Origin of the sequence: Corallococcus sp. Z5C101001, from assembly GCF_007352635.1 — a bacterium.
Taxonomy (GTDB): domain Bacteria; phylum Myxococcota; class Myxococcia; order Myxococcales; family Myxococcaceae; genus Corallococcus; species Corallococcus silvisoli.
Genome location: NZ_VKLU01000006.1, coordinates 348,369 through 373,999 on the forward strand (window position 1 = coordinate 348,369; position 25,631 = coordinate 373,999).

Genomic DNA, 25,631 nt, shown 5'->3' on the forward strand with positions numbered 1-25,631 from the left:
CCACCCTCCACGTCAGGCGGGCGGCGGCGCTTCGTGGCCCGCGTCTGTCCTTCCCGCGACGCCAGACAGCGCTCCCGACCAGCGTCGGTTCCAGGGAGGGCTCGCTAGCATCGGGCCGCTCGGGAGCAGGGGGATGCGATGCGGATTGTCTGTGTGGGCGGGGGTCCAGCAGGGTTGTACTTCGCGATCCTGGCGAAGCGGTCCAACGCGCGACACGACGTCACCGTCGTCGAACGCAACCCCGCCGGGGTGACGCAAGGCTGGGGCGTCGTGTTCTGGGATGACCTGCTGGACGACCTCTACCGGAACGACCCGGTGAGCGCGCGGTGGATCGAGAAGAACGCGACGCGCTGGGACACGCAGGAGGTGCACCTGCGGAGCGAATCCGCGCCCCACCTGGGCGGCCCTGGGTTCGCGCTGGGCCGCGAGCGGCTGTTGGACATCCTGGCCCGGCGGGCGCGGGGGCTCGGGGTGGACATCCGCTACCAGTACGACGTCGCGGACGCCTCCGCGTTCACGGACGCGGAGCTGATTGTCGCCTGCGATGGCGCCAACAGCCGGCTCCGCCAGCGGCACGCCAACCATTTCCAGACACAGGTCGAGGAGGGACGGAACAAGTTCATCTGGCTGGGAACGAACCAGGTGTTCGACGCCTTCACGTTCGCCTTCGAGGAGACGCCCGCCGGATGGATCTGGTTCCACGGCTATCGCTTCGACCGCGACACCAGCACCTGCGTCATCGAGTGCCAGCAGGAGACATGGGAGGCCCTCGGCTTCGACACCCTGGGACCCGGGGAGACGCTCCGGCGGCTGGAGGCGATCTTCCAGGGCCAGCTGAAGGGCCATGCGCTCTTCCATCAGCCGCGCGGCCTGGGCAAGGCGCCGTGGCTCCACTTCCAGCGCATCACCAACGAGCGCTGGTACCACGACAACGTCGTGCTCATGGGCGACGCCGCCCACACCACCCACTTCTCCATTGGCTCGGGGACGAAGCTGGCCATCCAGGATGCCATCTCGCTCGCCCAGAAGCTGCGGGCCCACGACCACCTGCCCACCGCGCTCGACGCGTACGAAGAGGAGCGGCGTGCCGCCCTGCTGGCGATCCAGCTCGCGGCGCACAGCAGCGCCCAGTGGTTCGAGAACGTCCCCAGCTACATCGACCCGGACGCGACGCGGTTCGCCTACGCGCTGTTGAATCGCCGGGGCAGCTCCGTGTGGAGCTACCTGCTGCTGATGGCCAGCCAGCGGCCCGCCCTGCGCGGCGCGCTGCGCACGCTCCACTCCTCCCGGCAGTGGATCCGCGCGCAGCGGCGGGACCGCGAGGCCGCCAGGATGATGTAGCGGCGTCAGGGACCGGTCCACCCGGCCCGCCGCGCGGCGCATGCGGCGAACCGGGTGGGCGCGGAGGCGCTGCTACGGGACGATGTAGAGGTCGCCGTTCGTCTGCGTGATGGCGCCGCCCAGGACGTCGTAGACGTCGAAGAGGTCCGCGCTCTTGAAGCTCGCCCCCGCCGGTACCGCGGCCAGGGCCGGGGACGTGGTGAGCTGGCTCAGCGAGGCGCTGACGAAGGTGTTGCCGGAGACCATGACCAGGTTGTCCGCGGGCAGGTTGCCGCTGTTCACGCTGGTGTCAGGCCGCAGCCACATGCCGGAGAGCAGCTGGTTGAACGCCGCCGAGTTGTGGAGCGGCGTGCTGGTGATGGACACGCCAAGGGTGGTGTCCCCAGCGGCGACCGCGCTGCTGACCGTCCCCGCGATGGAGATGAACGGGGTGTAACCGCCCGCGGCGTAGTGCGTCTGGTTGTTGTTGTGGATGAGCAGCTGGCCGTAGCGGACCCCGCCGTGCTTGAGGAACACCGTGCCCGCGCCACCGTCGGTGTACGTGGCGCTGACGCCGGTGCCGCCGCGCGCCTGGACCTGCGCGGTGCCCGTCGGCAGGGGATAGGTCAGGGCCCCGACGAAGCTGGAGGCCCCGCCCGTGCTGACCAGCGCGACCCGTCCCCCTCCGCCCGCGCGCGTGGAGCCAAGGGTCGCCTGCGTATAGGCGGGCGCCCCGTTGGCGGTGATGGAGCCGTTCCAGCCCGTGGTGTCGAAGCCACCGCAGCGCAGGGAGACGGAGCCTCCCGCGGCGCCGTACTGACCGCCGGTGGTCACCGCGCTGGCCTTGACGAGCGAGCTTCCGCCCAGCGTGCAGGTCCCCGCGGCGGTGACTCGGAAGACACCGCCTCCAGGGCTCCGGTACCCGAGGTACGACGGCGAGCCACCGACGGTCGTGCCGCCACCACCAGGGTAGCGAGGGTCGCGATAGTCGTCGTAGACCATGCCGCGAACCACCCCGGCCGTGTACCCCCCGCCGACGCCGCCATGGCCCGCGCCATAGCCACCCGCCACGCCGGTCGTGGCCGAGGGCCCCGTCACGCCAAAGCCATAGACAGTCAACGGCGCACCCTGCGGATCACAGGACGTCGGATAGCCCAGCCCCGCGACGTCGACGGAGCCCCCTGTCAGGGTGAAGGCATCCGCGAGCGTGAGGTCCAGCCCGTACACCACCGCGGCGGCCGGAGAGGTCTTGTACAGCGGCAGGTAGTGCTTGAGGACGCCCCCGGACTGCGAATAGCGGGCCGCGGTGATGGAGTTGGTGGTGAGCGTGCCGCCCGCCACGACCACGTCCCGGGACGCGACGATGGCGGGCACGGTGAGCGCGCCTCCCGTGGAGACGGTCACGTTGTCCGCGACGAGCGTGGCGCCCGCCACCGGGGGCATCACCTGACTGCCCTGCACGACGTTCACCGCGCCGCTGGCGTACTCGATGCGGCCGGTCCTCCCGGCCGTCGTGTCGAAGAGCACCAGCCCGTTCACGGTCATCGTGCTGGCCCCGGAGCTCGTCGTGTTGCCCGACAGGACGTAGATGTCGCCGTTGGTCTCGAGCAGCGCGTTGCCCAGCACGTCCAGGTGGTCCAGCACGTCCACGGTCCGGAAGAACGCGCCCGCCGGGACGCTGGAGGGCACGGCGGTCGTCGTCAGGGCTCCCACCGCGTTGGTGGTGACGCCCACCAGGTTCGACGGGTCGAACAGCGCACCGCCCGCCGCGGTGATGTCGGGCCGCAGCCAGCCGCCCGCGAACACGCCGTTGTAGGCCACCGTGGACGACGGGGACGTGTTCTGGGTGAGCGCGGGGTTCGTGTTCAGCGGCGCGCCAGCGTTCTCATAGTAGGTCGCGTTGAGGCCCGTGCTGGACACCGTGACGGGGAGCGACGTGGCGCCCGGGCTGACGTTCGCGGTGATGGTGCCGGCGATGGCGGGCAGCCGGGTGGTGCCCTCGTTCTGGTAATGCGGGGGCGCGTTGTTCGCGATGATGAGGTCGCCGTACGTCAGGCCGCTGTGCTTGAGGTAGAGGGTGCCCGCGCCTCCAGCGCCCACCACGTAGCTGGAGTTGGCCGGCGTGCCACCGAAGGCATGGACCCGGGCGGTGAGGTTCACCGGCGGGTAGCTCACCGCGCCGGTCAGGGTCGCGGCATCGCCGGTGCTGACCAGCGCGATGCGGCCACCACCGCCCGCGCCCAGCGGAATGGAGGAGTTCCCCGCGCCGGGCCCTCCGTCCGCGTTGATGCTCCCCGTCCAACCCGTGGAGGTGATGCCCCGGCACCGGAGGTTGATGGAGCCGCCCGCGCCATTGGCTGGAGACGTCGCCACGAGGGTGGAGGCGCCGGCGAGCACGCAGGTCCCCGAGGAGGTGATGCGCACGACGCCTCCCCCGTGGAAGCCGGAGTAGGTGCTGTTGGTGGCGCCCGGGAACTTGGGGTCTCGGTAGTCGCCGTACGTGGTGCCCGCGTTGCCCGAGTGGGCGTTGCTGGCCCCGGTCATGTTGATGCGGTAGTTGCCGGACCCCATGCCACCGTGGCTGGCGCCGTAGAGCTGGCTGGGCCCCGCGAGCAGGGACGACGGCACGCCATTGGCGCTGAAGCTGACCAGCCCATTGCCGCTGCAGGAGCCATTGGGATTGCAGGTCATCCCATAGCCCTTGCTGGTGACGTTGACCGAGCCGCCCAGCAGGTTCCAGGAGCCCGTGAGGATGTCGAGCTTGAACATGGCGGCGTTGGTGGCCTGGAGGTGCGTCACCGTGCCGCCGGTGATGAAGACGTCACCGAAGGTCTGTCCCACGGTGCTGGCATCGAACGTCACCGTGCCGCCCGTGATGTAGAGGTTGCGGCCCCCGGCGTTGGCGCTGGTGAGGGTCACGGTGCCCGTGGTGACGGTGGTGCCGCACGCGCCGGCGCAGCTGGCGCCGCCCAGGAACAGGGCCGAGTCGAACGTGACGTCCGCGGTGTCGGGCAGTGTCGTGGTGCCGCTCGCATCGGTGACGGTGGCGGAGAAGGTCGTCGGCACGGCCAGCGCCGTGGAGCTGCGCGCGGTGACGACGTAGCTGCCGGCGCCGGAGTCCACCGCCGTCAGGCACGTCGCGGAGGGCGCGTTGACGGTGCAGGCGGAGGTGCCCGTTCCGCCCAGGGTCACGGACGCGTCACTGCTGAGCACCTCCACGTGAAGCCCCGTCCCCAGGGGCGCCCCGCTCGCGTCGCGCGGCGTGATGGTGAGGGTGACGAAGGCCAACCCATCCGAGGGCGCGTTCACCGCGGATGCAAGCAGTTGCGGCTCCGGCGATGTCAGACGGGAGTCCGCGTGCACGGGGACGCGGCGCGCCACCGAATCACCATCCTCCTGCGGTGGGGGTGAGCAGCTGATCAACGCGGCGAGCACGAGCCAACCGGCTCGCGGACCTGCGAATGGCAGACGCATGGAACCTTCTCCCTTGGCTCTGGAACAGCGGCCCGCTGGAAACACTTCAGTCCGGGCCGCCGGACGTCCGTATGCTTCAGTGAGGCTGTGCAATGGAAGCAGGCATTGGAAACATTTCCCTGACAATGCGGAGGAGCAAATCGCCGTCAGGGATTGCCGCAAGGGGTCGAGGTAAGGTGTGCCCCATGACCCGTGGATGGACAGGTGGGACGAAGCTCCTCGCGGCCGTGGGCATCGCCGGGGGAGTCGGCTTCCTCCTCGCGCTGGACCTGGGCCCCCGGGAGGTCCGGCTCGTCACCAAGGCACTGCCCATGGTGGGCCTGCTCGCGTGGCTGTGGCCTCCCCGCGAGCGCTATTCCCGGTGGATCTTCGCCGGACTGGGGCTGTCACTGCTTGGCGACGTGCTGTTGGAAGTCGGGCCGCACCTGTTCCTCCCCGGCCTGGGCGCGTTCCTGCTCGCGCACGTCAGCTACGCGGCCGCGTACCTCAGCGTGACCCGGCGCCCGGGACTGGCGCGGGCCCTGCCCTTCTTGCTGCTGGGCGTGGGCGCGAGCGTGGCCCTGTGGCCGGGCCTGGGTGACCTGGCGCTGCCCGTGGCCGCCTATGTCACCGTCATCTGCGCGATGGGCTGGCGCGCGGCGGCGATGCTGGGCGGCCCGGGACTCGCCCCGCGTGAGCAATGGCTGGCATTCGTGGGCGCGCTGCTGTTCACCCTCAGCGACGGCCTGCTCTCCATCCGGCTCTTCGTGAAGCCCCTGCCCGGAATGGGCTACGCCGTGATGCTGCTGTACTGGGCCGCGCAGCTCTGCATCGCCGTCTCCACGCGTCCCACCGCCGCGCCGCTCACGGTGCCCGCGGCGTCCAGCCAGCCCGCGGGCTGACCTCAGTCATCGAGCATGTCGCTCAAGACGCCGTTCTTATCCAGCACGTCTGCATCCGGCATGTCCTTGAGCGCGAGGATGAGCGCATCCAGCCGGCCCCTGGCGGCCAGGGTCTTCACGGAGCTCTGGTAGATGCCCTCGTAGTACACCCCCGCGTCCCGCAGTCGCTGGAGGGCGGCCTCACCCGTCCTCGCCCGCTCCTGCTCCCGGGCCAGGCTCTCCTGCTCCTGGATCCTCTTCCTCACGGTCTCCGCTTCGAGCGCGATGCGCCGGTCGTCCTCGGCGATGGACTCCAGCCTCTTGAGCCACTGCACGGGGAAGGTGGTGCTCCGGCACCGGAAGCCGCCCTCCTGCTTGAGCATGTAGTCGCTCGCGTCGAAGGAGCTCCTGGCCATGGGGATGGGCGTGATCTCCACCTCGGACAGCGCCTTCTGGAACCACTCGAAGGCCCGCGCCGCCAGCTTGTTCCGGGTCTTCATGTCGTGGACGACGAGCACCTGGCCCGAAGCCAGGGCCATCCCATTCACGAAGCAGAAGTAGTTCGCGCTCTGGGAGGGGTGGAAGCGGTCCACGTGCGCGTTCCTCACCTTGAGCGGGAAGGTCCCCACCACGTCCACGACCTTGAAGGCGTGTTTTTCGAGCAGGGCCTTCGTCCGCGCGTTCACCTCCCCGTACTTCTCCAGGAGCACGTTGATGTCCTTGAGCAGCGCCTCGCGCACGGGCAGCTCGCTCTCGCTGAAGCTCTCCACCAGCCTGCGCTGCTCCGTGAAGCTGTGGAGCGCGAACCGTCCCTGCCCCAGGTAGAGCATCTGCATGTCGATGTGGTAGGCCCACTGCGGCACGAACAGGACTCGCTTCGTCTTCGAGGAGTGGTCCTCCGCTTCAGCCAGCTCCCCCAGCAGCGTCTGGCGGATGCGCTTCTTGGCGTTCTTCCACAGCAGGTACTGCTCGGGATCGTACCCGGCCCTCGCGGCGCGCCGGGTCAGCTGCTCCAGCTCCATGTCCGTCCCCTGGACCGCCAGCTTCCGGCCAAACGTCTCCGCGTGCCAGACGCCGTACAGCCCCAGCTCTCCCACGACGAACCGCAGGAGGCCCTTCGCGTCGCGTGCCGCGATGATGTTCCCGCCCGCGACCGGGATGTCGTGGAAGCCAAAGCCGCCCCGCTCCGACAGGCGCGCGTTCGCTTCCGGGTTGAGCACCTTGATGCCGTCGAACATGTCACTGGCGACCAGCTCGGAGCGCTGGGAACGGGCGTTGGCCCTGAGGACGGCGCGCGCCCCCATCGTCGTCACACCCTGACGCGCTCGATAGAGCGATGGGCCGTCCAGGGTCCGCAGCACGGGGTCCCGGTTCCAGCCCTGCTCGGCGAGCTTGAGCGGGCACACCGGGACCGGGGTGTCCTCCAGCGCCGTGATGGCCATCTTCGTGAGGTCCCCGTCGGGCGCCATCACCAGCACCGTGTGCCCGGGATAGAGCATGTCCTCGACGTGCCAGTCCGGTGGAAGCGACTCGCTCGAGACCTCGCCCCACCCCCCTCTGGGCGCCGTCGATGTGTCCTGGAGCGCTTCCCCGCTCATGGGCGGCGGCGTGGAGACAGGGGCGTGTGCCTCGCAGTAGCCCAGCATCAGCTTCGGGAAGATGGACGAGGGCTCGAAGCGGGTCGCGACGCTGGGACACATGCGGCAGTTCATGACCCCAGCAGACGTGCGTGCCACTCAGGGTGTCAAGGCGATGCGCCTTCATCCCTCGTCCAGGCCCGCGTCGCCCCGCCAGTCTTTCTCAAATAAAAACAGACTGACAAAAACCTTGCTCGAGCGATGAGGTCCGCCCCTCCTGGATGAAGTCCAATCCACTGAAAAGACAGGGAAAACATCCTCCGCCCCCCGACATGGCACCCCATGCAACAATTTCATACATCCGCAGAACAGTCCCAAGGGCATGGAAACAGTCACCCACCCACCAAAAACGAGTAAGACTTGACTAAAAAGACAATCAATCGCAAATCCATATCAACCGGACATCGCGTGTCCGGTGGCGCTCCCCGGCGCCCATGACTGAAAGGATCCACCGTGAAGAGACTGTTCCTGGGAATGGTGCTGGCTGTGATTCCGCTCGTTGGCTGTGGCGCGGGCGATGAGACGGCCCCGGCGCAGAAGGGCCAGCTGTATTCATCGGAGGCCGGTCTCCAGATGGTCATCGAGCAGCGCGAGGCTCCGACCGAGGCGCCGCCCTCGGAGGAGGTGGCGAACATGTCCGTCGAGCCCAGCGCCGACGTGACCGCCTCCGCCGCGTCCTGCTGGGTCGTGCTCAACTACTGCAAACACCCACAGACGGGGCGGCCCTACTGTACGGCCACCAACTGCACCATCAGCCAGGCCATCAAGAACTGCGAGGCGCTCATCAAGAAGATTTGTTAGCGCCGCGGCCGACGGTGGGGCTCCACCCGGGGCCTTGACGCATCCGGCCATGCCCTGACGTTCGTGGGGCAGGGCCGGCGATGCCTCGCGAGGGGGCGCGCGGTTGACTTCACCATCACTCCGGTGCTGAACCGGAACACCCGGACAATCGCGGGTCCGGAAGGCTTGCCCCTCGCCTGCCGCGGCTGGAGCCCCATCCATGATGCCCTCTTCCCGTCGTCACCGCCGGAGCCCCTGGCTCACGCGGTGGCAGCCCCTCGTCGCCATGGGCCTCGCCTCGGCGCTGGTCTCCTGCGCCGCCTCGGATGCATCTGACACCGCCCCGGCACCGGAGGCCCCCGCCGTGACGGACACCGTGCGGCAGCCGGTGACGCTCACCTGGACGCTGGGCGCGAAGTACGACGCCACGCAGGCCAACATCGACTTCCGCGTGTATTCCTCGCGCGCCACGCGCATCGAGGTGTGGATCTACAAGACGGCTCAGGGCGCGCAGGAGGTCGTGAGCTATGTGATGTCGAAGGGCTCGGACAATGTCTGGAGCAAGTCCGTCTCCGTCAACACGCTGAAGACCAGCTACGGCCTCACCGGCACCGTCTATTACGGCTACCGCGCCTGGGGCCCCAACTGGACGTGGAGCTCCAGCTGGAGCAAGACGAACAACACGGTGGGCTTCGGCTCCGACGTGGACACGGCGGGCAACCGCTTCAATCCGAACAAGCTGCTGTGGGACCCATACGCGCTAGAGCTCAGCCACGATCCGGTGAACCCCTCCAACCAGGACGCGACGGTGTTCGCGTCCGGCCCCACGCACCGCTACAAGGACAGCGGCCCGTACGCACCCAAGGGCATCGTGCTGCTCCCGGACACCACGGCCACCGGCACCAAGCCCACGCGCGCCTTCAAGGACGACATCATCTATGAAGTGCACCTGCGCGGCCTGACGAAGCAGGACACGGGCTCCGGGCTCGATTCCACCTGCCTGGGGACCTACAAGACCGCGGGCCAGAAGGCCGCGCAGCTGGCGGCGCTGGGCATCACGGCGGTGGAGTTCCTGCCGTTGCACGAGACGGACAACGGCAACAACGACACGGTGGTCAGCACCGCGGGCGACAACTACTGGGGCTACATGAACCTCAGCTACTTCGCGCCGGATCGCCGCTACGCGTGCGACCAGACCGCGGGGGGCCCCACGCGTGAGTTCAAGGCCATGGTGAAGGCGTTCCACGACGCCGGCATCAAGGTGCTGGTGGACGTGGTCTACAACCACACGGGCGAGGGCGGCGGCTGGGTGAGCGGCGATCCCAGCACGTACAACGTCATGTCGTACCGGGGCCTGGACAACCCCACGTACTACAGCCTCACGAAGGACATGAAGTTCAACTGGGACAACACCGGCGTGGGCGGCAACTTCAACACCTTCAACCCCACGGCCCAGAACGTCATCCTCCATTCGCTGTCGTACTGGAAGGACACGCTGGGCGTGGACGGCTTCCGCTTCGACCTGGCGTCGGTGCTGGGCAACGTCTACGAGCACGAGACGAACGAGCACTCCGGCTACCTGTACGAGCGCGACAACCTGAACACGGCGCTCAACCGCATCACCGCGCAGCTGGAGCCGCGCCCGGAGGGCGGCGGGGCGGGCACGGACTACATCGCGGAGCCCTGGGCCATTGGCGGCAACTCGTACCAGGTGGGCAACTTCCCGGCGAAGTGGCGGGAATGGAACGGCGCGTTCCGCGACACCTTCCGCAAGGACCAGAACGAGCTGGGCGTGACGGCGGTGAAGCCGGGGGACCTGGCCACGCGCTTCGCGGGCTCGTCGGACCTGTATGGGGATGACGGCCGCAAGCCGGCCGCGTCCGTGAACTTCATGGTGGCCCACGACGGCTTCACCCTGAAGGACCTGTACTCGTGCAACGGCAAGAACAACGGCCAGGCCTGGCCCTTTGGCCCGTCCGACGGTGGCGATGACAGCAACCACAGCTGGGACCAGGGCGGCAGCGCGTTGCTCCAGCGCCAGGCCGCGCGCAACGGCCTGGCGTTCCTGATGTTGAGCGCGGGCGTGCCCATGATGACGGGCGGCGATGAGTTCCTGCGTTCGCAGAACTGCAACAACAACGCCTACAACCTGGACTCGAGCGGGAACTGGCTGAACTACGCGTGGAGCACGGAGCAGTCCAACTTCCGCCTGTTCGCCAAGAACCTCATCGCGTTCCGCAAGGCGCACCCCGCGCTGCGGCCGGCGGAGTTCTACCTCCCGACGGACACCAACGGGAACGTGATGGAGCAGCTGCGCTGGTTCAAGCCGGACGGCGCGGTGGCCAACACGGCCTACTTCGATGACACGAACAACCACGCGCTGGCGTACCGCATCGACGCGACGGAGTTCTCGGGTGAGACGGTGAGCGCCATCTACGTGGCCTACAACGGCTGGTCCGCCAACGTGAACTTCACGCTGCCGTGGCCGGGCACGGGCAAGCAGTGGTACCGCGTGACGGACACCTGCTCATGGATTGAAGCCCGGGGCGCGGACCAGGTGACCCTCAACCCGGGCAGCACGGACCTGATTGGCGGAGAGAACGCCAACTACGGCCTGTGCGGCCGGGGCGTGCTGGTGCTGGTGGCGAAGTAGCGGTGAGCCGTGTGGGACCCGGTGCTCCCTCCCAGCGGGCCCGGGTCCTCGCGGTGGCGCGCATCCTGGATGTCCTGGAGTCGGAGCGCCCCGGTATAACGGCGGCCTCCCTCCTCCAGAAAGGAACGTGCGCCGTGTCCCAGGAAGAAGGTCCCTCCACCGCCCTGCTGAAGCGACTTCAGCAAGAGGACTCCTTCGAGAACGAGACGTTCGAAGGCCTGGACCTCCAGGGCATCCACCTGGTGGACAAGGAGTTCTACCGGTGCACCTTCGTGAACTGTGAATTGCAGCAAGGCCGCTGGAAGGACACGCTGCTGGAGTCGTGCGTGTTCCAGGGCTGCAACCTGACCCGCGCGAACGTCATCGCCCTCCGGTTGCGGGACGTGCGCTTCGAGGGCTCGAAGCTGATGGGCATCGACTGGACGGGGGTGGCCTCGAACCCCGAGGTGGCCTTCGAGGACTGCGGCATGCCGTACAGCTCGTTCGTGGGCCTGAGCCTCCACAAGACCGCCTTCGTGCGGTGCGTGGTGCGGGAGGCGAACTTCTTCGACATGGACCTGACGGACGCGGACTTCACGGGCGCGGACCTCGCCGGCAGCAACTTCCGCGGCTGCACGCTCACGCGGACGGACTTCTCCGGGGCCACGGGGCTCTTGCTCGACCCCGCGCGCAACAAGCTGAAGGACACGCGCATCCCGTCGGAGACGGCGATGTCCGTGGTCCACGCGCTCGGGATGTTGGTGGAGGGCTACCACGCGAAGCCTGCGGGGCGCGGCGGGGGGAAGAAGGCGGGGACGAAGCGCTGACGAGCGTCTAGGTCAGGCGGCGGCAGGCGGAGGACTTCACCGCGAGGAACACCCGCAGCCCCGGTGCGACGGACAGCTCGCGCACGGCGGCCTGCGTGAGCCGCACCACCCAGCGCACACCCGCGACGTCGACGTGGGTCGCGAGCTCTCCCGAACCCGCGTCCTCCAGCTTCACCACCGCGCCCTCCAGCACGTTGCGCGCGGAGACGCCGGTCAGCGGGCCGGTGGACAGGAGGATGTCCTCGGCGGGCACGGCGTAGGTGGCTCGCGTGCCCCCCGGCAACGCGGGCACGTCCGGAACCCAGAGCGACAGCCCCTCCGCGATGCGCAGCCGCGTGCCTCCAACGTCGGGATGCTCCAGCGTGCCCTCCAGGATGTTCTCCTCGGGCTCGCCGGTGAGCAGCCCTCGCGCGACCGTGCCCAGCACCGTGTCCGCGGGCCCCACGGCCTTCACCGCGCCGCCGTCCAGCAGCAGCGCCTCCCGGGCCAGGGCTCGCGCCTCGCCGAGCTGGTGGGTCACGTACAGCAGGGGGACTCGCGCCTCGTCGCGCACGCGCAAGAGGTAGGGCAGCACGCGCTCCTTCAACGCGACGTCCAGCGCGGCCAGGGGTTCGTCCAGCAGCAGCAACGCGGGATCCGTGGCCAGCGCTCGCGCCAGCGCGACCCGCTGCTTCTCGCCTCCCGACAGGGTGACGGGGTAGCGGTGCAGCAGCGGCTCCAGCTCCAGCAAATGCACCGCTTCGTCCACGCGCGACGGCCGCCCGGCGCGCACGCCGAAGCGCACGTTCTGTCCGGCGGTGAGGTGCGGGAAGAGCAGCGCGTCCTGGGGCACGTAGCCCATGCGCCGCGCCTCCGGCGGGACGTCCACGCGCGAAGCCGTGTCGAGCAGCACGCGCCCCTCCACCGTCACGCGCCCGCTCGCGCCCCGCCGCAGGCCCGCGAGCACCTCCAACAGCGAGGTCTTGCCGGAACCCGAGCGCCCCAGGACCGCCACCGACGCGGACGCGAAGCGCGCCTCGACCTCCAGCGTGAAGCGCGCCAGGGGCAGGCGCAGGGACAGCTCCATCACGGACGTGCTCCTCCCGCCATTCCCGATGCCACGAGCACCCGCCGGCGCGGCCCAGCGTGAAAACAGACGGGCTCCACGAGCGCCCGCCCTGGGAGCGCGTGACTCACGCGAGCCCCCGGGCTCCGCGCCGCCGCGTCACCACTTCCGTCACGTACATGGCCCCGAACGCGAGCACCACCGACACCCCCGCGAGCCTCAGCGCCGCCGCGTCCTGGCCGGTCTGCGTGCGCTGGAAGATGGCCAGGGACAGCGTCTGTGTCAGCCCCGGGATGTTGCCCGCCACCAGCACCGTGGCGCCGAACTCGCCCAGCGCCCGGGAGAACGCGAGCAGCGCGCCCGTCAGCACGCCGCGCCAGGCCAGCGGCAGGGACACGCGGAAGAAGGCCCGCGTGCGCGTGTCCCCCAGCGTGCGCGCCACCGCCACCAGCCGGGGATCCACCTCCTCGAACCCCGTGCGCGCGGCGCGCACCAGCAGCGGGAAGGACATCACCGCGCTCGCCAGCACCACCGCCTTCGGCGTGAACACCACCTCCACGCCCACCGCGTCCAGGAACCGCCCCAACACCGCGTCCCGCGCCAGCAGCTCCAGCAGCACCAGCCCCACCGCCGTCGGCGGCAGCACGAGCGGCAGGGCCAGCACCGTCTCCATCACGCCCCGCCCCGGCCCCCTCCAGCGCGACAGCGCGTACGCCGCCGCGACGCCCGGCACCAGGATGAGCGCCGTGGACAGGGCCGCCACCGCCACCGTGAACAGGACCAGCCCTGTGAGCCCTTCATCCATCACGGCGACAACTGCCCCCTGCCCGCATCCGGCGCCACGCCCCGCGTGCCAGCGGGCGCGGTCCGCCGCGCGCCCGCATCCGGCGGTCCCGCCGACGGCGCACTCGGCCCCGCATCCGGCGCCACCTGGCCACCGGCCCCCTCCGGCACCGCCTTCGCGGCGCTCGCGTCCAGGAAGCCCAGCTTGTGGAACTCCTTCCGCGCCTCCGCCGTCTGGAGGAAGCGCACGAACGCCAACCCTCCCTCGGGCGCCTTGCCCTGCGTCAGCGCCGCCGCCGGGTACACGATTCGCGGCACATCCGCCTCCGGCACCGTGAACACCACCCGCACCTTCTTCGAGTGCACCGCGTCCGTCGCGTACACCACGCCCGCGTCCGCCCGCCCCGCCTCCACCGCCGCCAGCGCGGCCCGCACGTCCACCGCGGGCACCACCCGCGGCGCCACGTCCGCCCATACGCCCATCTTCGTCAGCCACGCCTTCGCGTACACCCCCGCGGGCACCGCCGCCGGCTCCGCCAGGACCACGCGCCGGAGGCCCTTCAAGTCCGCCGCCCCGCCCACCTTCACCTGGGAGCCCGCCGGGACGATGACCACCAGCCGGTTGGACAGCAGGTCCACCCGAGTGCCCGGCTGCACCAGCCCGGCCCGCTCCACCGTGTCCAGCTTCGCCTCGTCCGCGGAGAGGAAGGCGTCCGCCGGAGCCCCCGCCACCACCTGACGTGCCAGGTCACTCGACGCCCCGAAGGCGAACCGCACCGGGTGCCCCGATGCCTTCTGGAACGCGGGGGCGAGCGCCTGGAGCGCATCCGTCGTGCTCGCCGCCGCGAAGACCAACACCTCGTCCTCCGCCCGCGCCGTCACCGCCACCAGCGCCAGCAGCAGTCCCCACCCTGTCAGTCGCATCTTCCACACCTCCGGAAGCCGGCACCCGGAAAGCCCGAATGCATCCATCGCAGCCTACAAGTTGACCCACACGCCCCCCGCCGCTAATGAATACTCTGTGTCGCGGAATATCCATAAAGAGGATGAAGCGCTCGCGAAGGACGTCGACCGCATGCAGGAGTTGATGTTCTCGCTGGGCCGTCGCCGTTCACTCCGTGACCCCATCGCGAGCACCTGCGAACAGCTCCAGTTCACGCCACCCCAGGTGCACGCCCTGCTGTGGCTGGGCCTGGACGGTTCGCTCACCATGGGCGAGCTGGCCAAGCGACTGGGCGTCACCGAGAAGACCGTCACCGGCGTGGTGGACCGCCTGGAGCGTGAAGGCCACCTCCAGCGCGAGCGCGGAGAAGCCGACCGGCGCGTCGTCCGCTGCCGCCTGACCGACAAGGGACGGCAGACGTTCACCAAGCTCGACCGCTCCATGCACCGCTCGATGGGCGTGGTGCTGGGCATGCTCGACCCCGAGGACCGCCAGGCCCTCTTCCGCGTCCTGGAGAAGGTCCTCCTCAAGCTGGACACGCCAGAGCCCTCCGGAACCTGAGGCCGCGCGGGCCCCTCAGCGTCCGCCCGCGTTCCCACCGGGTGCCCGCGCCAGCAGCAGGCGCGGATGCAGCAGCAGCGCGAACGCCTCTCGCACCGTCCAGTAGGCCCGGTCCCACGCTCGCATCCTCCCGGCGATGGGAGCGGGGCTCGTGGCCACCTCCAGCCCCTCCAGCCGGAAGCACTGCCGCGCGCGCAGCAGGTGATACGGGTCGGAGACCACGACCACCCGCCGCGCCCCCCGCGCCCGCAGCAGGCTCGCGCTGAACCGCGCGTTGTCGCGCGTGGAGTGGCTGTCCTCCTCCAGCATGCAAGCGGAGGAGGGCACGCCCGCCTCCTCCAGCAGGCCGCGCATGACGCGCGCTTCGGAGGGTGGATGGACGCCCACGCCCCCGGACACCACCAGCCAGGGCGCCGTGCCCCGGTGATACAGCGCCGCCGCCTGCCCCACGCGCGCCACCAGCGCGCCCGAGGGCATGCCCCCTGGCAGCACCCGCGCTCCCAACACCACCAGCGCGTCCGCTCCGCCCAGGTGCTCGCGCCGGCCGAAGCGGTCCACCCAGAAGGCGAGCCCGAACACGCCGCCCGTCAGCGCGCCCGCCGCCAGGAGCACGGCCCGGCGCACGCGTCCGGGCCTGGGGAGCAAGGCAAGAGGTCGCACCTCGGGAACCCTAGCCGCATCCCGGACCGTGCGCGCCCCGGGATGCACCGCCCGTGAAGCACCGTGCCCGTGAGGACAGGCCCCCTCGGGTCATGACTCACACGACCCGGTGAATTGTCGCGATGCGTATCGCCCAGGAGGTGGTCCCGGAGACACAATGCGCCATGACCCGGCCGGGGTCCGTGATGAACCCGGAGCGGCCAGGCAGGCGGAGGCATACGGATGGATGTCAAAGGCGTCGCATTCCTGGCACGGCAGACCCTGGCGGTGCAGGCCTTCGGCGAGCCGGCGTGGAAGACGTTCCTCGCGGAGCAGGCGAAGCGGGATCCGGTCTTCAGCCAACCCATCATGCCGGTGACGCGCATCCCCGCGGATGCCTTCCTGCGCCTCAACGAAGCCTTCACCCAGCGCTTCTACGGCGGCGACACCAAGGCCTACTGGCAATACGGCGTGAAGTCCGCCGAGTACGCGCTCGGCCAGGGCCAGCTCAAGACGATGTTCGGCAAGGACGACTTCCGCCGCTTCGCCCTGTTCACGCCCGGCATCTGGAAGGGCTACTTCACCGAGGGCGACCTGACGGCGCAGCTCCAGGGCGACTCCGTGGAGCTGCGCATCACCGGCGTGCCCCGGCCGCACATCTACTTCGAGCTCGCCGTGATGGGCTTCGCCGCCGGAGGGCTCGCGTACCTGAGCGGCCGGCAGGAGATCCACCACGAGGTCCTCAAGGGCTTCAGCAAGGGGGACCTGGAGGTCCTCTATCGCTTCACCCTGCCCACCTGAGGCCGCGCGGTCAGGGCGCGGCGGCGGCCGTGGCCTCCGCCGCCTGGGGCGCCTTCGCGGGCTGGAGCCGCAGGTCCGCCACCACCGGGTAGTGGTCGGACGCGCCCACGCGCAGCACGCGGGTGGACACCGGCGTGAAGGCGCCACAGGCCATCACGTAGTCGATGCGCAGCGACCGCAGGAACAGCGGCATCGGGTAGGTGCCCGTGCGGTCCGCGTGGGTGACGCGCGCCACGTCCTGGAGCTGGCGGCGCAGGAGGCGCACCGGGCGCGAGTCCGGATCATCGTTCAGGTCGCCCATCAACAGCCGGGGGCGGGGGTCCTTCGCCATCAGCTGGGAGATGAAGGCGCTCTGGCGCACGCGCGCCGCGCCGTTGAAGGGCCGGCGGATGAGGTGCGTGGCGTAGACGCTCACCTCGCGTCCGTCCACGTCCACCACCGCGTGCGCCACCGTGCGCGGCTCCGCGCCCTTCGGCGTGGGCAGCGGGTACTGCTCCAGGGACTCCAGCGGGTAGCGCGACAGGAGCGCGATGCCATAGGCACCGCCGTACAGCGTCGTGGTGCCGAAGTGCGCGCGGTACTTCAAGCCGGTGAGCGCCGACAGCCGCTCCACCTGGTCCTGCCCGCCCGCCCGGGTGGAGCCCACGTCCACCTCCTGCAGCGCGACGAGGTCCGGCCCCTCCTGGCGGATGACGGCCGCCACCTGCTCCAGGCCTCGCAGGCCGGACTGGATGTTGAAGGTCATCACCCGCAAGGCGCCCGCGTCGCGCGCGGGCTCCGAGGCCACGGCGACGGGCGTGGCGCCCGAGGACAGGGTGGGACGCACCGCGGGACCGGAGGCACAGGCCAGCGATCCCGCGACGAACAACGCGGTCAGGAGGGGGCTCGGTCGCATCAAGGGGGGCGATGGTAGGCCGCCCTCCCTCGCGCTGTCGTCCCACCCTCCGAGGCACGGCCGGAGGGCAGCCGGGCGTCAGGCCTTCCGGCGGCGAGCGGCCAGGGCCGCGAACACGGCGATCAGCACCGCGGGCGCGCCGGTGGTGGCCGCGGAGCAGCCGCCCCCCTCGTCTTCGGTCGTGGGCTTGCCGTCGGTGCCGCCGGTGATGACGACATCCAGCGTGGCGTTGGCGTGCGCATCCAACGTGGCCGCGCTGTCGCCGTTCACGGAGTTGCCCGCGCCGTACAGCTTGAGCGTGCCGTTGGTGGCGGGCGCCACCAGCGAGAAGTCGAAGCGCGCCGAGCCGGAGTTGAACGCCTTGGGCAGCGAGTGGGTCAGCTCCCCGTTCATCAGCTTCGTGCCCGCGCCCGCGGTCAGCGTCGCCCCGTCCACGCCGCCCGTCGCCACGTTCATGCCCGCCTTCACGCCCGGGCCTCCGGTGATGATGAGCGAGTACTGGCCCGTCTGGCCCGCGGTCAGCGCCGTGGGCCCTTCCAGCGTCACGGTGGGGGTGCTCGTCCCGCCGCCGTGGCAACCGGACGCGGTGCACGACACGCTCTGCTTGCCGCTGCGCCCGTTGATGCCGGTGGAGTTGGCGAACGCGGAGCCCGCGACAAGGCACACCACGACCGCGCCCACGGACGGAAGAAAGGACCGCATGGAAGGAACCTCCTGGGGGGAAATCAGGGAAGACGAGGAGACTCCCTTTTAGCGCAGCGCGGCGAGGAGTGCAGCAGGCGACACTCTCCTGTGACCTCGGGGAGGGGCACGGCGCGACTCACCGCCGGGTGAAGGCGGCGGGCGAGCGCCCCCACGGTCCGCCATCTGGTGGGCGGATCGTCCGCCCGCGCGAAGGCCGAGCATGGGCGACCCCCAGGGGACGGGGCCGGCCACGGTCCAGCGTTGATTTCCGGAACATCCCAGCGTAGGCAACGCCCCTCTTTCCATCTCCTAGCAAGGTGCCCAGTACATGGCCGATAAGCTCACGCCCCGCGAGAAGGGCTTTTCCGAGTGGTACGTCGACCTGGTCCAGAAGGCGAAGCTCGCTGACTACTCGGACGTGAAGGGCTGCATGGTCATCCGTCCCAACGGCTACGCGCTGTGGGAGAACATCCAGCGGGTGATGGACAAGAAGTTCAAGGAGACGGGCGTGAAGAACGCCTACTTCCCGCTGCTCATCCCGGAGAGCTACCTCAAGAAGGAAGCCGAGCACGTGGAGGGCTTCAACCCGCAGCTGGCGGTCGTCACGCACGCGGGCGGCCAGAAGCTGGAGGAGCCGCTGGTCATCCGGCCCACGTCGGAGACCATCATCAACCGCAGCTTCTCCAAGTGGATCCAGAGCTACCGGGACCTGCCGCTGCTGGTGAACCAGTGGGCCAACGTGATGCGCTGGGAGATGCGCACGCGCCTGTTCCTGCGCACCACGGAGTTCCTCTGGCAGGAGGGCCACACCTGCCACGAGACGGAGGCGGACGCGGAGGAGCGCACGCTCCAGATGCTGGAGGTCTACCGCTCGTTCGCGGAGGACTACATGGCCATGCCCGTGCTGCCGGGGCGCAAGACGGAGTCGGAGAAGTTCGCCGGCGCGCTGCGCACGTACAGCATCGAGGCGATGATGCAGGACAAGAAGGCGCTCCAGGCGGGCACCAGCCACAACCTGGGCCAGAACTTCGCCAAGGCCTTCGACACCACGTTCCAGGGCCGCGACGGCCGCGTGCACCACGTGTGGCAGACGTCGTGGGGCACGTCCACGCGGCTCATCGGCGGGCTCATCCTCACGCACTCGGATGACTCCGGCCTCATCGTGCCGCCGAGGATGGCGGCCACGCACGTGGTCATCATCCCCATCGTGGGCAAGGCGACCGACGCGGAGAAGACCGCGGTGATGGAGCGCACGCACGCGCTGGCCGCGGACCTGCGCAAGGCGGACCTGGGCGTGGTGGTGGACGACGACGAGTCCAAGGGCCCGGGCTTCAAGTACAACGAGCACGAGCTCATCGGCACCTGCCTGCGCATCGAGCTGGGGCCCAAGGACCTGGCGAAGAACTCCTGCGTGATGGTGCGCCGCGACCTGCGCCAGAAGGAGTTCGTGTCGCTGGAGGAGGCCGTCACCAAGGCCCAGGCGATGCTGGACCAGATGCAGAAGGACCTGTTCCAGAAGGCGAAGGCCTTCCGCGACTCGAACACCTTCGAGGTCAACTCCTACGAGGAGCTGAAGGCGCGCGCGGACGACGGCTTCCTGCTGGCGCACTGGGATGGCAGCGCCAAGACGGAGGCGCGCATCAAGGAGGAGACGGGCCTCACCACCCGGTGCCGTCCCTTCAGCCTCAAGCAGGAGCCGGGCAAGTGCGTGCTGACGGGTGAGCCGTCGCAGGGCCGCATCGTGTTCTCCAAGGCGTACTGAGCACGGCCGCGTCCACGGCACCGCGGGGCTGGGAGGCTTCCTCCCGGCCCCTTCGCGTTTCTCAGCCCGCGGAGCGCGGCGCGCGCCTGCGGGGCAGGAAGATGGCCACGGGCTCCGGCTTGCCCGCGACGGGCAGCGGGGCGGCGGCCTCGAAGTCGAAGTCATCCAGGCAGCGCTCGCGCGTGGCGTTCGACACGAGCACCGGGGCGCCCACCTTCTTGGTGAGCCCTTCGATGCGGCTGGCCAGGTTCACCGCGTCGCCGATGACGGTGTACTCGCGGCGCTGGTCGCTGCCCACGGCCCCCACCACCACGCGGCCGGTGTGCACGCCCACGCCGATGGCGAGCGTGGGCTCGCCCCGGGCGGCGCGCTCCTGGTTGAGGGACTCCAGCGCCTCCAGCATGGCCAGCGCGCACGACACGGCGGCGGCCGGGTGCCCGGGCTGCTCCAGCGGCGCGCCGAAGTACGCGAGGATGCCGTCGCCGATGAACTTGTCGAGCGTCCCGCCGTGGCGGAACACCACCTCCACCATGCGCGTGAGGTATTCGTTGAGCAGCGCCACCACCTGGGGGCTCTCCAGCCGGTCCGACAGCGCGGTGAAGCCGCGGATGTCCGAGAACAGCAGCGTCACCTCGCGGTGTTCGCCGGCCTCGCCGTCGGTGCCGCGCTCGGAGATGCGCCGGGCGACCTCCGGGGAGAAGAAGCGGCCCAGCCGTTCGCGCTGCATCTCCTCGCGCACCACGTCCGTGACCAGCCCCAGCACCGTGCGGCTGATGAAGAAGGCCACCGACGACGCGAGCACCATCACCAGCACCATGCCGGGGAGGAACGCGGGCGCCGGCAGGCCCGCGCCCAGCGTCAGGAGCGCCACCGCGAGGATGCCCAGCGCCGTGGCCGCCGCGACGATGAACCGCGACAGCGTCACCATGGACACGACCACCACCAGCACCATGTAGACGCCCATGGTGAGCAGCGCGGTGGGCACGCCGTTGACGGAGCCCTGGATGGACCACGCCTGGAGGAAATAGATGAGGGGCATGTCCAGCAGCGCCACGCCCAGCGCCGGCCGCCGGAGCAGGTCCGGCACCCGGCGAGCCCCCGCCCACAGCAGGACCGACAGCACGACGTAGCAGCCGAGCACCGCGCGTGACACGCGCCAGTCGTCCAGCACGCCCAGCAGCAACCACGCCGCCGTCGCGCCGATGCGCATCACGTTGAGCCACGAGCCGACGTCCGCGCGCCATTCATCCAGGCGGCGCTGCAGGGTGGACTCGGCGCGGGGGAGCAGGGACCGCATGCGCCGCGGAGGCTACTCCAGGCGCGGGGACGCTCTCCAGGCGAGGCCCGCTGCGCTAGGGTCCGGCGCATGGCGAGCATCGGGCACGTAGCGGTGGGCATGGCACTGGGGCGCTTCGAGACGGGGACCGGCGTCCCGTGGCGGCGGCGGGTGGCGGTGATGGGGTTCCTGTCGCTGCTGGCGCTGCTGCCGGACGCGGACGTGGTGGCGTTCGCCTTGCGCATCCCCTACGCGGCGACGTGGGGGCACCGCGGCGCGTCGCACTCGTGGGTCTTCGCGGTGGGCGTGGCGCTCGTCGTGGCGGCGCTGGCGCGGTGGCGGGGCGCCTCCGCGACGAGGTGGGGGTGGCTGGCGTTGGCGGCGGTGGGCAGCCACGGCATCCTGGACACGCTCACCGACGGCGGGCTGGGCGCGGCGCTCTTCTGGCCGTTCTCCCATGCGCGCGTCTTCGCCCCGGTGCGGCCCCTGCCGGTGGCGCCCATTGGCGCGGGGATGCTGTCCGCGCGCGGGCTGTATGTGAGCGGCGTGGAGTTCCTCGCGTTCCTGCCCGCGTGGATCTACGCGCTGTGGCCCCGGCGGAAGGCCCCACCGGCAGGAGCCACAGCGCAGGGCCTGCATCCCGGCGCCTGAGCAGGCGGGCGCCGCGAGCCAATCGGCCCGACCGCGCCAGAAGCGATGTGTGAGGCCGCTGGCGCTGTCAGGCGGGCTCGGCTCGCGAGAGGTCCACCGCGCCAGAGGCGACGTGTGAGGTCGCCGGCGATGTCCGGCAGCGCGGCCCGCGAGGTCCACCGAGGCGGGGACGCGCTCAGCCAGTTCGCGGTGCTGGCACTGTCAGGCGGGCACGGCCCGCGAGGTCCGCTCGCGAACCCTCGGGCGGACGCGATGGAGGGCCGCCCGGTTGGAGCCGAGAGCCCTCGCGTCCTGTCCCTGGAGTCGACCTTGGAAGCATGGAGGAACACCCGATGCGCCTGTTCACCGCCGTGACGCTGGGAGACGCCCTTACCGCTGAAGCCGAGCGAGGCATCGAGCGCCTGCGCGCCCACGCCCCCGACGCCCGGTGGGTAAAGCCCGAGGGCGTGCACCTCACGCTGGTCTTCCTGGGGGACGTCTCGACCGACCGACTGCCCGCGCTGCGCGACGCGCTGACGCCCGTGGGGCCGCGCCACGCACCGTTCGTGCTGTCGGTGGGCGGGGGCGGGACGTTCGGCTCGCCGGAGCACCCGCGCGTGCTCTGGGCGGACGTGCGCGGGGACACCGCCGCGCTGAAGTCACTCCAGGCGGACGTGGCCCGCGTCCTGGAGCCCCTGGGCTTCGCGTCCGAGTACGCCGAGTACACCGCGCACCTGACCCTCGCCCGGGCGAAGCGGCCGCACGGGGACGCGGCGCTGGCGGCGTGCGCGCGGAAGCTGCGGGACGCCTCGTGGGGCGAGGGCCGCGTGGACCGGCTGGTGCTGTTCGAGAGCACGGGCGGCCACTACGCGCCCCGGCTGGAGGTCCCGCTGGGCCGCGACGCGTGACGCGCGCTACCCGGCGCGCAGCGAGCGCGGCTCCGACACGGGCACGGCGGCGGGCAGCGTGACGGTGAGCAGCGTGCCCCGGCCCTCGCGGCTCTCCGCGCGCAGCGTGCCGCCCAGGTCGGTGACGATGGTGTGGCTCACCGACAGGCCCAGGCCCGTGCTGTTGGGGCGCGCGGTGGCGAACGGCTCGAAGATGTGCGCCAGCACCTCCGGGGCCAGCCCCTTGCCGGAGTCCTGCACCTCCACCACCACCTCGCCATCCTCGCTGGTGTAGGCCGCGACGCGCAGCACGTTGCGCGAGGCGTCCTGCAGGTCCATCGCGTGCAAGGCATTGAGCAACAGGTTGAGGAAGAGCTGGGTGAGGCGGGCCTCGTCCGCGTCCACCGTGGGCATGTCGTGGAAGTCCCGCTCCAGCCGCGCGCGGTGCTGGAGTTCTCCGCGCAGGAGCTTCAGCGCGTTCTCCAGCACCGGCTGCACGGCCACGCGCGCGCGGTGCTCGGGCGGCTTGCGCGACAGCGTGCGCAGGTCCTGCACGATGTGCTTGAGCCGGGTCGCGCCCTCCACCGTCTCGCCCAGCGCCTCCAGGATGCCGTCCAGGTCCGGGCGCGGCACGGGGGTGCCCTCCAGCAACGGCTGCGTCAGCCGGTCCAGCTCCTCGCGGACGTAGGAGAGGTTCGCCAGCACGAAGGCCAGCGGGTTGTTCATCTCATGGCCCACCGCCGCCGCGAGCGACCCCAGCGCGGACAGCCGGTCCGCCTGGAACAGCCGTGCCTCCATCTGCTTGCGCAGCGTCACGTCGCGCGCGAACACGCGCAGGCCCGGGGGATCCCACAGCTGCGCGACGGTGAGCTCCCAATAGCGCCCGTCCAGGTGCACCGTGGGCGCGGACTCCCCCGAGGACGCGCCCCGCCACGCCCAGGTGAGCGCCGAGTGCACCAGCGGATGTCGCGAGCCCTTCTCCACCAGGTCCTGGAACGCCGCATGGGTCGCCGGGTTCGCGTACCGCAGCTGCCCATCCATGCCCAATTCCAGCAGCGGCTCCGGGTGCAGCAGCGGGAACGACGCCAGCCGGTACAGCGGATCCTCCAGCGCGCGCAGCCCGCTGACGTCGCGCACCAGCAGGCCCAGGCGCACGACCGTGTCCCCAGGTGAAGGCGCGCAGGGCGTCACCTCCGCGGCGTACACGCGCTCATCGCCGTTCACGGTGAGCCGGTACTCCAGCCGTCCGTCGGAGCCACCCCGGAGGACGGCGCGGACCAGGGACATCAGGGGCTCGCTCGCGGCGGTGCCCAGCGTCTCCTCCAGCTTGCGCCCCTCCGCGCCGCGCACATCGCGGCCAAAGGCCCGGCCGGACGGCGACCACAGCTTGAGACAGCGCCCCTCCGCGTCCAGCTCGCCGGCCAGGTACTCGGCGCCCGACGAAGGACGCGGGCTGGACACGGGCGCGGCGGGACCGGGCGAGCGGACGAAGCCCTCCACCCGGAAGGGGCCCATGAGCATCTCCAGGCCCGCGCCGTCCGTGTTCATCCGGGTGAGGACGGAGGCCAGCGCCTCCGTGTCCTCCTCCGACAAGCGCCGGGTGAGGATGAGCCCGTCCGCCAGCGTGGAGATGGTGAAGAGGAAGGGCGTGAGCAGCGGCGCGTCCGCGCCCAGGTACGTCGTCAGCGTGGCGCGCATCGCGTGCGCGTCGGTGTGGTTGGAGAAGAGGGCGGCCACGTCGGACTCGCCCCGCAGCACCGCGTCCAGCGCCTTGCGGTAGGTGCCCAGGAAGCGCTGCTCGGAGAAGAGCGTGTCCGGGCGCAGGCCCAGCGACTCCAGGTGACGCATCGGCAGCAGGTGCCCGCCGGTGGAGCGCGGCGCCACCCAGGCCGCGCGCTTGCCCGCGAGCGTCTCCAGCGTCAGCGGCGCGTCCGCGCGGCAGATCAGCGCGGAGTGGTAGTGCCAGCTCCCCGAACGCACCGCGCGCAGCACCGCGCGCGCCTGCGGCTCGAAGGCATTGCACTGCTCGGCGGTGCCCCACGCCATCTCCACCCGGCCGGCCGCGAGCTCCGCCTCCAGCATCTCGTAGGTGGGCGCCATGGACATCACCACCGGGCGGCCCATCCGCTCCGACAGCGCGCGAGCGAACAGCTCCACACGGACGTGCTCCCGCACCTCACCCAGGGACGGGTAGAGCAGGCAACGAATGGGCGCGGTCGATGCGGTCACGGCGAGGTCTCCTCCGGTTGCCCCCTCTCCCGAAAGCCCGGATGCCCGGCTCACGAGTGCGAACACCCTATCTGAATCGTTACCACATTGCCACATTATTCTTGAATCACTGCAATAGGAAGGTAGACCAGTTTTACCATGTTCTGACCCTGGGTCGTGAGGGACCGGGAGTGCTCCTGCGTGAATTCCTGTCCTCTGGCCGGGCGGCACCGGGGCTGCATTCAGGGAGGTGGACGGATGCAACCCCTGGAAAGGACTTGAGGATGCGCTGGAGCTGGAAGGGTGTGTGGGCAGGTGCCCTCGCGATGGCGGTGGTGGTGTGGCTGGGGGCCCACGGGGCGCAGGCGGCGCCGCGAGGGGCGCAGGACGTGGCGACGATGCTGCGGACAGGGGACGTGGTGTTCCAGACGTCGGGATCACGCCAGTCGAAGGCCATCCAGGAAGCCACGCACAGCCCGCTGTCGCACGTGGGGCTGGTGGAGGTGACGCAGGAGGGGACGTTCGTGGTGGAGGCGGTCCAGCCGGTGAAGCGCACGCCCTTCAGGCAGTGGAAGGAGCGAGGCGTGAAGGGGCGGCTGTTGGTGTTGCGCCCGGAGGGGCTGGATGACGCGGCGAAGGCGCGGGCGGTGGCGGAGGCGAAGCGGCACCTGGGCAAGCCGTACGACGCGCTCTTCGGGTGGGGCGACGAGGCGATGTACTGCTCGGAGCTGGTGCGCAAGGCGTACGCGGCGGGCGCGGGGGTGGCGTACGGGACGATGGAGCGGCTGGGTGACCTGGATGTCACGGGCCTGAAGCGGGAGATCGCCGAGCGCTACCGCGGCCCGGTGCCAGTGGACCTGGAGCTGGTGACCCCCGCCAGCCTGGCGGCGGATGCCCGGCTGGCGGTGGTGTATTCGGACTTCCCGGAGGCGCGCTGAAGCCCAGCTGAAGCGTCCCACCCCTTGAGGTTTCAAGAGGGGTGGCAAG

21 protein-coding genes are annotated in these 25,631 nt (G+C 70.5%); 11 read left to right on the top strand and 10 right to left on the bottom strand.

Annotation, left to right across the window (positions count from 1 at the left end):
* The first annotated feature begins 138 nt into the window (after nt 1–138).
* Nucleotides 139–1,341, top strand: coding sequence for an FAD-dependent monooxygenase (locus FOF48_RS16560; RefSeq protein ID WP_143902716.1), 1,203 nt, complete (start codon nt 139–141; stop codon nt 1,339–1,341).
* A gap of 72 nt (nt 1,342–1,413) precedes the next feature.
* Here FOF48_RS16560 and FOF48_RS16565 read toward each other — a convergent pair whose 3' ends face one another.
* Nucleotides 1,414–4,794: a hypothetical protein gene (locus FOF48_RS16565; protein ID WP_143902718.1), complete on the bottom strand. Its 3,381-nt coding sequence runs from the start codon at nt 4,792–4,794 to the stop codon at nt 1,414–1,416.
* Nucleotides 4,795–4,979: 185 nt separating this feature from the next.
* Here FOF48_RS16565 and FOF48_RS16570 point away from each other — a divergent pair, with 185 nt between their 5' ends.
* Nucleotides 4,980–5,675, top strand: coding sequence for a lysoplasmalogenase (locus FOF48_RS16570; protein ID WP_143902720.1), 696 nt, complete (start codon nt 4,980–4,982; stop codon nt 5,673–5,675).
* Between the two features lie 2 nt (nt 5,676–5,677).
* Here the strand turns inward: FOF48_RS16570 and FOF48_RS16575 are convergent, their stop codons facing one another.
* On the bottom strand, nt 5,678–7,354 hold the full coding sequence (locus FOF48_RS16575; protein ID WP_143902722.1) for a hypothetical protein: 1,677 nt from the start codon (nt 7,352–7,354) through the stop codon (nt 5,678–5,680).
* A gap of 390 nt (nt 7,355–7,744) precedes the next feature.
* On the opposite strand from FOF48_RS16575, the gene FOF48_RS16580 reads away from it, so the two are divergent.
* The 3 genes from FOF48_RS16580 (at nt 7,745) to FOF48_RS16590 (ending at nt 11,530) form a co-directional block, all read left to right on the top strand.
* Nucleotides 7,745–8,092 carry a hypothetical protein gene (locus FOF48_RS16580; protein ID WP_143902724.1) on the top strand — a complete coding sequence of 116 codons (348 nt, stop codon included), beginning with the start codon at nt 7,745–7,747 and terminating at the stop codon, nt 8,090–8,092.
* Between the two features lie 199 nt (nt 8,093–8,291).
* Entirely contained in the window at nt 8,292–10,724 is a 2,433-nt protein-coding gene (locus FOF48_RS16585; RefSeq protein ID WP_143902726.1) for an isoamylase, read from the top strand.
* A gap of 2 nt (nt 10,725–10,726) precedes the next feature.
* Nucleotides 10,727–11,530, top strand: a complete 804-nt coding sequence (locus FOF48_RS16590) for a pentapeptide repeat-containing protein (protein ID WP_328701018.1) — start codon at nt 10,727–10,729, stop codon at nt 11,528–11,530.
* A gap of 7 nt (nt 11,531–11,537) precedes the next feature.
* On the opposite strand, the gene modC is transcribed toward FOF48_RS16590, so the two are convergent.
* From modC to modA, 3 genes are all read right to left on the bottom strand, one after another.
* Nucleotides 11,538–12,596, bottom strand: a complete 1,059-nt coding sequence (modC, locus tag FOF48_RS16595) for a molybdenum ABC transporter ATP-binding protein (protein ID WP_143902917.1) — start codon at nt 12,594–12,596, stop codon at nt 11,538–11,540.
* 106 nt (nt 12,597–12,702) lie between these two features.
* On the bottom strand, nt 12,703–13,380 hold the full coding sequence (gene modB, locus FOF48_RS16600) for a molybdate ABC transporter permease subunit (RefSeq protein WP_143902728.1): 678 nt from the start codon (nt 13,378–13,380) through the stop codon (nt 12,703–12,705).
* Nucleotides 13,380–14,282: a molybdate ABC transporter substrate-binding protein gene (gene modA / locus FOF48_RS16605; RefSeq protein WP_143902730.1), complete on the bottom strand. Its 903-nt coding sequence runs from the start codon at nt 14,280–14,282 to the stop codon at nt 13,380–13,382. The genes modB and modA overlap by 1 nt, the downstream gene beginning before the upstream one ends.
* A 151-nt stretch (nt 14,283–14,433) precedes the next feature.
* On the opposite strand from modA, the gene FOF48_RS16610 reads away from it, so the two are divergent.
* Nucleotides 14,434–14,862: a MarR family winged helix-turn-helix transcriptional regulator gene (locus FOF48_RS16610; protein WP_201756434.1), complete on the top strand. Its 429-nt coding sequence runs from the start codon at nt 14,434–14,436 to the stop codon at nt 14,860–14,862.
* Between the two features lie 15 nt (nt 14,863–14,877).
* Here the strand turns inward: FOF48_RS16610 and FOF48_RS16615 are convergent, their stop codons facing one another.
* On the bottom strand, nt 14,878–15,522 hold the full coding sequence (locus FOF48_RS16615; RefSeq protein WP_143902734.1) for a YdcF family protein: 645 nt from the start codon (nt 15,520–15,522) through the stop codon (nt 14,878–14,880).
* A gap of 222 nt (nt 15,523–15,744) precedes the next feature.
* Between FOF48_RS16615 and FOF48_RS16620 the strand changes: the two genes are divergently transcribed.
* Nucleotides 15,745–16,302, top strand: a complete 558-nt coding sequence (locus FOF48_RS16620) for a hypothetical protein (RefSeq protein WP_143902736.1) — start codon at nt 15,745–15,747, stop codon at nt 16,300–16,302.
* 10 nt (nt 16,303–16,312) lie between these two features.
* Here FOF48_RS16620 and FOF48_RS16625 read toward each other — a convergent pair whose 3' ends face one another.
* A complete protein-coding gene (locus FOF48_RS16625; protein WP_143902738.1) occupies nt 16,313–17,197 on the bottom strand; it encodes an endonuclease/exonuclease/phosphatase family protein in 885 nt (294 codons plus the stop codon).
* A 78-nt stretch (nt 17,198–17,275) separates the two neighbouring features.
* Complete coding sequence (locus FOF48_RS16630) at nt 17,276–17,899, bottom strand: MXAN_6652 family MXYO-CTERM-anchored protein (protein WP_143902740.1); 624 nt, start codon at nt 17,897–17,899, stop codon at nt 17,276–17,278.
* A 310-nt stretch (nt 17,900–18,209) separates the two neighbouring features.
* Between FOF48_RS16630 and proS the strand changes: the two genes are divergently transcribed.
* Complete coding sequence (gene proS / locus FOF48_RS16635) at nt 18,210–19,643, top strand: proline--tRNA ligase (protein WP_143902742.1); 1,434 nt, start codon at nt 18,210–18,212, stop codon at nt 19,641–19,643.
* A gap of 61 nt (nt 19,644–19,704) precedes the next feature.
* Here proS and FOF48_RS16640 read toward each other — a convergent pair whose 3' ends face one another.
* A complete protein-coding gene (locus tag FOF48_RS16640) occupies nt 19,705–20,940 on the bottom strand; it encodes an adenylate/guanylate cyclase domain-containing protein (RefSeq protein WP_143902744.1) in 1,236 nt (411 codons plus the stop codon).
* 69 nt (nt 20,941–21,009) lie between these two features.
* Here FOF48_RS16640 and FOF48_RS16645 point away from each other — a divergent pair, with 69 nt between their 5' ends.
* Together FOF48_RS16645 and thpR are read left to right on the top strand one after the other, a co-directional pair.
* Nucleotides 21,010–21,570, top strand: a complete 561-nt coding sequence (locus FOF48_RS16645; protein ID WP_143902746.1) for a metal-dependent hydrolase — start codon at nt 21,010–21,012, stop codon at nt 21,568–21,570.
* A 332-nt stretch (nt 21,571–21,902) separates the two neighbouring features.
* Nucleotides 21,903–22,457 carry an RNA 2',3'-cyclic phosphodiesterase gene (gene thpR / locus FOF48_RS16650; RefSeq protein WP_143902748.1) on the top strand — a complete coding sequence of 185 codons (555 nt, stop codon included), beginning with the start codon at nt 21,903–21,905 and terminating at the stop codon, nt 22,455–22,457.
* A 6-nt stretch (nt 22,458–22,463) separates the two neighbouring features.
* Here the strand turns inward: thpR and FOF48_RS16655 are convergent, their stop codons facing one another.
* Nucleotides 22,464–24,665 carry a PhnD/SsuA/transferrin family substrate-binding protein gene (locus FOF48_RS16655; protein WP_143902750.1) on the bottom strand — a complete coding sequence of 734 codons (2,202 nt, stop codon included), beginning with the start codon at nt 24,663–24,665 and terminating at the stop codon, nt 22,464–22,466.
* A 263-nt stretch (nt 24,666–24,928) separates the two neighbouring features.
* On the opposite strand from FOF48_RS16655, the gene FOF48_RS16660 reads away from it, so the two are divergent.
* Entirely contained in the window at nt 24,929–25,582 is a 654-nt protein-coding gene (locus tag FOF48_RS16660; RefSeq protein WP_143902752.1) for a YiiX/YebB-like N1pC/P60 family cysteine hydrolase, read from the top strand.
* Nucleotides 25,583–25,631: the final 49 nt, after the last annotated feature.